A 6,004-nucleotide genomic window follows, 5' to 3' on the forward strand; every position below is an offset into this window, starting at 1 on the left:
GGCCCACCGGTGGGAGCGTGCCCGGGCCGAGCAGGAGCAGCTCCTCGAGAAGATCCAGCGCCGCACCGGGTCCATCGCCCAGGACTTGGACAAGGTGTGCGCGGTCCTCACCGAGCTCGGCTACCTCGTGCGCGGCAGCCACGCGGTGGACGCGACCGACCGCGCGGGCACGGACGGCGACGGAGCCGGCGAGACGCCGGGCGGGCACAGCCTCGATCGGCCGAGCGGCGTCACCGCAGATGCCGACCTGGCCGTCAGCGAGCACGGCACATGGCTGGCCCGCCTCTACGCCGAGCACGACCTGCTCCTGGCGCAGTGCCTGCGCTCGGGCGCCTGGGACCACCTGCGGCCCGCCGAACTCGCCGCGATCGTCTCCACCACCGTGTACCAGGCACGCACCGCCGAGCCACCCGGCCCCGGTCCGGTGCCGGGCGGCCGGCACGGCCGCCTGGGGCAGGCACTGGAGGAGACCCTCGCCATCAACGACCACCTGGCCGAGCTGGAACGCCTGCACGGGCTCCCCGCCGGCGAACCCCTCGACACCGGTCTGGTGCGCGCGACGTATCTGTGGGCGGACGGGGATCCCCTCGCCGACGTGCTGCGCGCGGCGGACCTCGGGGCCGGGGACTTCGTCCGGTGGTCCAAGCAGGTCCTGGACGTGCTGGACCAGATCGCCACCGCGGCGCCGGACGTGCGGCTCGCGCAACGGGCCCACGAGGCCATGGGGCTGGTGCGGCGCGGGGTCGTCGCCTGGTCGAGCGTCTGATCGGAACGCAGGAGGCGAGCGGCTGCCAGGTGGCGCAGGTGTCCGGACGGTGACCGGAGCCCGTCCAGGAGCTCGACGGCGGGGAAGCGACGAGGGCTGAGCCCCCGCGTGTCGCCCACACCGACACTCCGACGACACGCCGGTGGTACGCGCCCGGGTCCCACGCGGCCACCTGCGTCATTCCCCCTGACCTGCGCCGTCACCGAGTTGTGATGTCTTGGCCGGGGGCGCTAGGTTCGTGGTCTGTTCCCCGGGCGCCCTCGACACACCGTCGTGCGTGCGAGGGCGCAGGGCAAGCAGTGACCAGGCTCGCGCATCCGATAGAAAACGGCTGGTCCGCCCTCGGGCGGAACATCCGGTCCGAAGGATGCGCGGGTCTGCCGCTTGCCCGCCGGGGGACGGATGTCCACCACGGCGCGGACCGTGCCGCAGCGGCATCTAGACTGAGCTGGTGCCCGGAACCCTCCCCTCTCGCGCATGGACGCTCGTCCTCGCGGTCGCCGGCGGACTGGCGACCGAGACGGCTTTCCCCGCGAAGTCGTGGTGGCCCATGGCGTTCGTCGGCGTCGCCCTGCTGCTCCTGGCCCTGCGGCGTGACAGCGCCCGCTGGGGAGCCGTCGTCGGCTTCACGTTCGGCCTCGCGTTCTTCCTCCCGCACCTGTGGTGGGCGGTCGAGGCGGTGGGCGAGCCCATCGGCTGGCTGGCGCTCTCGGTCGCCGAGGCCGGCGCCATCGCCGCGTTCGGGGCGGCCTGGGCGTGGGTGCGTCGCAGCACATGGCTGAGCAGCCGCACCTGGGCCCGGGTGCTCGCCGCCGCCGTCCTGTGGGTCGCCGTCGAACAGCTCCGGGGCCACTGGCCCTTCGGCGGGTTCCCATGGGGACTGCTGGCCTACTCGCAGAATGACGGTCCACTGGTGCGCCTGGCCGCGCTCGGCGGCACCGTCCTCGTCAGCGCCGCTGTCGTCGCCGTCGGCGCGCTGCTCGCCCTCGTGCTCGCCAACGCCCGACGCCTGCGGATGGGTGCGGCCTCCGCCGCATTCGTCGTCGCCTTCGGGCTGGTGCTCGTGCCGATGACCGTCCCCCTCGGCACCCGGGCCGAGGCCGGCACGCTGAACGTCGGGGCGGTGCAGGGCAACGTCACCAGCCAGGGCGCCGAGTCGATGTCGCAGGCACGGGTGATCGCCGCCAACCACGCCGCCGGCACCGAGGCCCTCCTGGAGCAGGTCGGTCCGGGCGACCTGGACGTGGTCCTGTGGCCCGAGAGCGCCTCCGACATCGACCCGCGCACGGACGCCGACGTCGCCGCCACCGTGGACGCCGCCGCCCGCGCCGTCGACGCGCCGATCCTCCTCGGCACGCAGCGGTTCATCGAGCAGCCCGGTGAGACCCGCACTCGGTACAACGACTACATCCTCTGGCAGCCGGGGGAGGGGAGCGCCGCCTCCTACACCAAGCAGCACCCGGTCCCGTTCGGCGAGTACATGCCCTACCGCGACTTCTTCCGAAGGTTCACCTCGGCGGTCGACCTCATCACCACGGACATGGCGGCCGGCACCGGGACGGCCGTGCTGGAGGTGCCCGTCGACCGGCTCGGCCGCGCCGTACCGCTGGCCACCGCGATCTGCTTCGAGGTGGCTTACGACCAGCTCATCCGCGACGCCGTCCGGGAGGGTGCGGAGCTCATCGTCATCCCCACGAACAACGCCTCCTTCGGGATGACCCAGGAGTCCACGCAGCAGTTGGCCATGTCCCGCTTCCGCGCCGTCGAGCACGGGCGCGCGGTGGTGCAGGTGTCCACCGTCGGGGTCAGCGGCATCATCAGCCCGAACGGGGTGGTGCAGCGGAGCACCGGGCTGTTCACCGCGGAGCGGATGATCGAGACACTGCCGCTACGGACCTCGCTGACCGTCTCGGACCGGCTCGGACAGGCGCCGGCGTGGGCGGTCCAGGGACTCGCCGCCCTTCTGCTGGTGGCCGGCTTCCTCGGAGCGGCGCACGCCCGCCACGACCGGCAGACCTCGGCCCCGCGGTCCCGTGGCCGCGCTGCCGGCCGCACCGCGGGCCCGGCGGCGCGCCGGTCCGGTGGCCGGACGACCGGCCGCGGGGGGCGCATCCCCGTGGGTGGCCGCCGATGAGGACCCTCGTCATCATCCCCACCTACAACGAGCGCGCCTCGCTGCCGGTCGTGATCGCGCGCACCCGGGCGGCGGTGCCGACGGCGGACATCCTCGTCGTCGACGACGCGAGCCCGGACGGCACGGGCGACGTCGCCGACGACGCGGCGGCCCAGGACCCGCACGTGCGGGTGCTGCACCGCACCGGCAAGGAGGGCCTGGGACGTGCCTACGTGTCCGGCTTCGCGTGGGCGCTCGAGCGCGGCTACGAGCTCGTCGTCGAGATGGATGCCGACGGCTCGCACCGCCCGGAGCAGCTTCCCCTGCTGTTGGCCCGCGCCGAGCAGCCCGACGCGCCGGACCTGGTGCTCGGGTCCCGGTGGGTACCGGGCGGCGCCGTCGTGAACTGGCCGGCGAGCCGGCAGCTGCTGTCCCGGGGCGGCAACCGCTACGTCCGGATCCTGCTGGGCCTGGGCGTCGCAGATGCGACGGGTGGCTTCCGCGTGTACCGGGCGGACACGCTGCGGAGACTGCCACTGGGCGAGATCCAGTCGCAGGGGTACTGCTTCCAGGTGGACATGACCTGGCGTGTGCAGCGCGGGGGAGGGCGGACCGCGGAGGTCCCCATCAGCTTCGTCGAGCGCGCGGAGGGGGAGTCGAAGATGAGCCGCGCGATCGTGCTCGAGGCACTGTGGCGCACCACCCTGTGGGGCGTCCAGCACCGATGGGGCCAGCTGCGACGGGTGCTCGGCGGGGCCTCGTGAGGGGCCGCGTGGTCCGTTCCCGCTGGGCCGCACGAGACACGAGGGCCCACCTGGAACTCGGTTCCGGGCGGGCCCTCGTGGACGGGGTATCAGGCGCTGCGACGGCGCAACTCACCGGAGCGCAGCAGCGCGAGCCGCTCCTCCAGGAGCACCTCGAGGTCCGCGATGGTGCGGCGTTCGAGCAGCATGTCCCAGTGCGTACGCGGCGGCTTGACCGCCTTCTTGGGCTCGGGCTTGGTCGCGTCGAGGAGGAGAGCCTCCTTCCCGCACCGGCACTCCCACACCGGCGGCACGTCCGCGTCGACCGAGAACGGCAGGTGGAACGTGTGCCCGTCCGGACAGGTGTACTCAGCCTGGAACCGTGGGGCGAAGTCGACGCCCTCGTCGTTCTCCATGCTGTTGGCACCGATCTTCATCCCGCGCAATGACCGTTCTGCCATGTGCTTCTCCCTCGATCGTCATGTCCTGGCGGTGCAGTGGACCCGCCGGTCTGTGGCGGGTCCGACACGTCCGCCACCTACGGTTGCCATCTTGTTCAACGTCTTGACCCCTCACCGTGTTCCGGTGAGAATGTGACCGACCTGTGAGGTGTGTCGCTCACGCTCGTGCCGCGGCTCGGAATCGCGGGCGCCGCCCCCCGCCGCTGGTTTGCGGCACGCTGGACATCTCGTCCACCGGTCAGGGAGTCTGGCCATGACCGACGTCGGCGTAGTGCAGTCGATCAGCGTACGCCACCGAGCGGCTGCCGTCCTGCTCAGTGCGCGGATCCGCGTCGTCGCGCCCGTCACATCACGAGCCGTGACACACCGGCGGGCGACGACGCGGCCGGCTGGCCCCGCGGTCGCGCGCCCGCGGCCATGGCGCCTGCTGAGCGGATCGCCGCGATGACCGAGCACGGCCACGACGCGTTCGTCGGGCGGCTGCGCGCCGCCGGGTGCGTGGACGCCGAGGACGAGGCGCGGCTGCTCCTCGCCGAGTCCCGGTCGGAGGCCGAGCTGGCGGCCATGGTCGAGCGGCGGGCCGGGGGAGTCCCGCTCGAGCACGTGCTCGGCTGGGCCGAGTTCTGCGGGCTCCGCCTCGTCGTCGCCCCGGGCGTGTTCGTCCCGCGCCGGCGGACCGAGCACCTCGTGCGGGAGGCCGTCCGGCGCGTGCGACCGGGCGCGGTGGTGGTGGACCTGTGCTGCGGCGCGGGCGCGATCGGCGCCGCCCTGCTGGCCGCCGTCGGGCCGCTCACCCTGCACGCGACGGACCTCGACCCGGCCGCGGTCGCGTGCGCGCACCGGAACCTCGCCGGCCCCGGCGTGCACGTCCACGAGGGCGACCTCTACGCGCCGCTGCCGGCGGAGCTGCGGGGCCAGGTGGACGCAGTGGTGGCGAACGTGCCGTACGTGCCCACCGACGCGCTCGCGCTGATGCCGCGCGAGGCCCGGCTGTACGAGGCTCGGCTCGCCCTGGACGGCGGCCCGGACGGCCTGGACGTCTTCCGCCGGGTCATCGCGGAGGCGTCGGACTGGCTGCGCCCCGGCGGCTTCCTCCTCACGGAGCTGTCCGAGAGGCAGGTCCAGGCAGCGACCGCCGTCGTGCGGCTGGCCGGGCTCACCGTCGACCTGAGCCGCTCGGGTGAGTCGGGGGCGACCGTCCTGTGCGCCACCAGGGCGGTTCCGGACTCATCGGGGGACGATCCGGCAGACACCGTTGCCCGCCGACGGGCGCGCTGGGCAGGGCCGGTTCCCCGTGGCACGATCGGGTGAGTGACCACCCCCGCCGAGGAGCATCACCTGCGCGACCTCACCCGCCTGCGCCGCGTCCGCGACCGGATGGACCGCGAGTACGCCCGGCCGCTCGACGTCGAGGCGCTCGTCCGCGGTGCGCACATGTCGGCCGGGCATCTCAGCCGTCAGTTCCGCCTCGTGCACGGCGAGTCGCCCTGTGCATACCTGATGACCAGGCGCATCGAGCGCGCCATGGCGCTGTTGCGCCGTGGGGACCTGGGCGTCACCAAGATCTGCTTCACGGTCGGCTTCTCGTCGTCTGGCACCTTCGGCACGCGCTTCACGGAGTCGGTCGGGATCCCACCGAGCCGCTACCGGAACCAGGCCGGTCCGGCGACGGCGGAGCCGCCGTCGTGCCTGACGAAGCAGGTCACCAGGCCGATCAGGAATCGGAAAGCGCGGTTCGTGGTACCGCACCTGACGTGATGCCCATGGACGTCACCATTCATTGCGCGTTCCTCCCACAGGCCGATCCCGACGCCGCGTTGACGTGCGACCGCGACACCCTCGGGTTCGAGGTCCGCAACGACGTCGGGTACGACGGTATGCGGTGGATCATGGTCGGCCCGCCGAACCAGCCGGGCACGTC

6 protein-coding genes and 1 pseudogene are annotated in these 6,004 nt (G+C 73.3%); 6 read left to right on the forward strand and 1 reads right to left on the reverse strand.

From position 1 onward, the window contains the following. From ACYC1Z_RS13705 to ACYC1Z_RS13715, 3 genes and pseudogenes are all read left to right on the forward strand, one after another. Positions 1 to 766: pseudogene (locus ACYC1Z_RS13705) on the forward strand (DEAD/DEAH box helicase); the annotation flags it as partial. A gap of 451 nt (positions 767 to 1,217) precedes the next feature. Next, on the forward strand, positions 1,218 to 2,900 hold the full coding sequence (gene lnt, locus ACYC1Z_RS13710) for an apolipoprotein N-acyltransferase (protein ID WP_461410083.1): 1,683 nt from the start codon (positions 1,218 to 1,220) through the stop codon (positions 2,898 to 2,900). Beyond that, positions 2,897 to 3,643 carry a polyprenol monophosphomannose synthase gene (locus tag ACYC1Z_RS13715; RefSeq protein WP_461410084.1) on the forward strand — a complete coding sequence of 249 codons (747 nt, stop codon included), beginning with the start codon at positions 2,897 to 2,899 and terminating at the stop codon, positions 3,641 to 3,643. The genes lnt and ACYC1Z_RS13715 overlap by 4 nt, the downstream gene beginning before the upstream one ends. An 89-nt stretch (positions 3,644 to 3,732) precedes the next feature. On the opposite strand, the gene ACYC1Z_RS13720 is transcribed toward ACYC1Z_RS13715, so the two are convergent. Next, positions 3,733 to 4,083, reverse strand: coding sequence for an RNA polymerase-binding protein RbpA (locus ACYC1Z_RS13720; protein ID WP_461410085.1), 351 nt, complete (start codon positions 4,081 to 4,083; stop codon positions 3,733 to 3,735). A 444-nt stretch (positions 4,084 to 4,527) separates the two neighbouring features. On the opposite strand from ACYC1Z_RS13720, the gene ACYC1Z_RS13725 reads away from it, so the two are divergent. The 3 genes from ACYC1Z_RS13725 to ACYC1Z_RS13735 all read left to right on the forward strand — a co-directional run. After that, positions 4,528 to 5,394 (forward strand): putative protein N(5)-glutamine methyltransferase, encoded by an 867-nt coding sequence (locus tag ACYC1Z_RS13725; protein WP_461410086.1) that lies wholly within the window; start codon positions 4,528 to 4,530, stop codon positions 5,392 to 5,394. Then, complete coding sequence (locus tag ACYC1Z_RS13730) at positions 5,395 to 5,841, forward strand: helix-turn-helix domain-containing protein (protein WP_461410087.1); 447 nt, start codon at positions 5,395 to 5,397, stop codon at positions 5,839 to 5,841. A 5-nt stretch (positions 5,842 to 5,846) separates the two neighbouring features. After that, positions 5,847 to 6,004, forward strand: a 158-nt coding sequence (locus tag ACYC1Z_RS13735; protein WP_461410088.1) for a VOC family protein, incomplete at its 3' end; no start/stop codon positions are given.

Source organism: Georgenia sp. (genome assembly GCF_054605595.1).